Genomic DNA, 2,463 nt, shown 5'->3' on the forward strand with positions numbered 1-2,463 from the left:
CTTAGATTAGTGTTTTGTAAAATAGATATAAGGATACTAGTAACCTTATCCCTACGTTGTACGCAAGCTGAAAAAACTGAATGGAACTAAAACCTGAAATCGGAATTGGAAATCTAAAATTCGGAATGAAAAGAACCGAAGTAGAAAATATATTAGGAAAACCTGATGCAGAAAGAATTGATAAGGACAATGAAAATCGACTGATTTTGGTGTTTAATAATGAAAAATTACGTCTGACTTTTTATGAAAGTGAAAACAAACGACTTGGATATATAGAGACATCGAATTCAAATCTTACATTCAATGGAATTAAAATTTTAAATACCAATATTGATTTTGCTAAAAAAGACATTTTAGGACAAATAATGAAAGAATGGGAATTGGAAGAGTATCATTCATTTTCTACCCATTTTAATGACAAATATTGGCTGACTTTGCACTCAGAATTTGAAACAGTGACAAACTTAGAATTAGGTGTTCCATTTGAAAACGATGAAGATTATAAATGGCCGAATTAAAAAAAGAAAAAGCCAGCGTACAACAAAACCTATACGCAATGCCCTGCGGGACACTGCGCATAGCCAAAACGTTGGGCGTCATTAGAAATAACAGAATATGGACATTAGTTTAGAAGATATTAAAACTTTCAGTGCGATTGCAAAACCTGTAATCGATCCAATTGTAAATACTTTAATTAAACCACATATATCCCGCCTAAATAGTTGGGTATCGAAACGGGATAAAAAACATAAAGTCGAAGATAATTTCTGGGAGAATAAATTCACAAAATATTTAGAGACAATTTATAAAGATTCGCTATTCGTTACGACTCTGGTATTTCCAAACTCGCAAACGAAATTGAAGGATTTATATGTTCCACTGACTATTATTCAAGCGAACTCACATGAACGATTTAAAATAGAAGAATTTGACTATACCATATTTGACAAATACGATAAAATTATTATTTCTGATTACGCTGGTATGGGAAAATCCACCGTTCTTAAGCGTATCACAGCATCAATAATTGAACAAAATAAAAGCATACCTATTTTAGTTGAGTTAAGGAAAATTGATTCTGAAAATTCTATCCTAGATGAAGTATTTAATCAAATAAACCCTATCGACAACTCATTTGACAAAGAGTTAATTTACGAACTACTTGAATTAGGTTTCTTTACTATACTTCTAGATGGATTTGATGAAATTCCATATGATACTCAAGACAAGATAACTGTCCAACTAAGCGATTTTATAAAGAAGACAGGAAACAATAATTTTATTATTACTTCTAGACCAGAATCTGCATTGTCTACATTTTCTGCTTTTCAGTTGTTCTATATTCAGCCTCTAGAGGAAAAAGAAGCATACCTTCTTATTGAAAAGTTAGATGATTTAAGCAAAGTTAAATTTGGAGTTAATCTTATCGCAGAGGTCAAGGAAAAAACTACTCAAGTAAAAGAGTTTCTTACAAATCCATTTCTTGTTTCTCTTTTGTATAAATCTTATACGTACAATAAGGATATTCCTTCTAAAAAAATCACCTTTTACGAAGAGGTATATAGTTGCTTATTTAAGCATCACGATTTGTCAAAAGAAGGCTTTAAACGACCAAAGAGGTCAAGGTTGGATATATTTGATTTCGAAATAGTTTTGCGAGACATTGCATTTGAAACGTCAAAAATTGGTCGTGTGATTTACACAAAAGATGAAATGATAAATCACATCGCTTCAGCGAAATTAAAAAACACAAGATTTAATTTTAAAGAACAAAGTTTTTACGAAGATCTCTCCACAACAGTACCAATTTTTGCAAAGGAAGGTGTCAAAATAAAATGGGCGCATAAATCAATTCAAGATTTTTTTGCAGCGAAATACATATCAAATCATAGCAGGAAAGAGGAAATAATCACAGTAATATTTAAATCTGGTAAATATCACTATTTAAACATTCTGGATTTACTCTATGAACTGGAATATAAAATCTTCAGAAAGATTATTATTAAAAGTATTCTTGAGGATTTTGTTAATTATTATGAAAGCCAGTTTCAAACTAAACCTAATCTACCTCAAGATTTGATTGATGAGCGTATTGCTTTAGTTTTTGCTTCAAGGTTTTGCATTCTTAAGACAGAAGAAGAAATTGGATTCGACAAAGCAGCAGAGAGTTTTGCAAATGCAATTAAAGTTGATACAAATGGGTTTAGATCAGGAGCTACATTTCACCATTCAACCCCTAGCTACTACATGATGAATGAACTTTCATTAAATAAACAAATACTTAAAATTCTCAGACTCAAAAATGAGGACTTGTTTATTGAAAAAAGCTCAAAACGTCAAAGATTATTAGAAGAACATCTAAAAGAATTTGATTTTAATATACCTTATTTAATTGATGACAAACTAGAAAAACCATATAACAAACCTGAAATATTTGAAAGTGTTAATGGAGAACTTAGAAAT

General features: G+C 30.5%; 2 protein-coding genes. Both read left to right on the forward strand.

Annotated elements, in window-relative coordinates; translation table 11 throughout:
- Window positions 1–80: 80 nt before the first annotated feature.
- Entirely contained in the window at window positions 81–518 is a 438-nt protein-coding gene (locus CXF67_RS09295) for a hypothetical protein (protein ID WP_102088504.1), read from the forward strand.
- A gap of 97 nt (window positions 519–615) precedes the next feature.
- Window positions 616–2,463: NACHT domain-containing protein (locus tag CXF67_RS09300; RefSeq protein ID WP_102088505.1), on the forward strand; the 1,848-nt coding region annotated here is incomplete at its 3' end.

This window comes from Psychroflexus sp. MES1-P1E (assembly GCF_002836055.1).
GTDB lineage: Bacteria > Bacteroidota > Bacteroidia > Flavobacteriales > Flavobacteriaceae > Psychroflexus.

Excerpts from the sequence above, each read along its gene's own strand:
- CXF67_RS09295 (WP_102088504.1), top strand. The coding sequence starts at position 81 with ATGGAACTAAAACCTGAAATCGGAATTGGAAATCTAAAATTCGGAATG.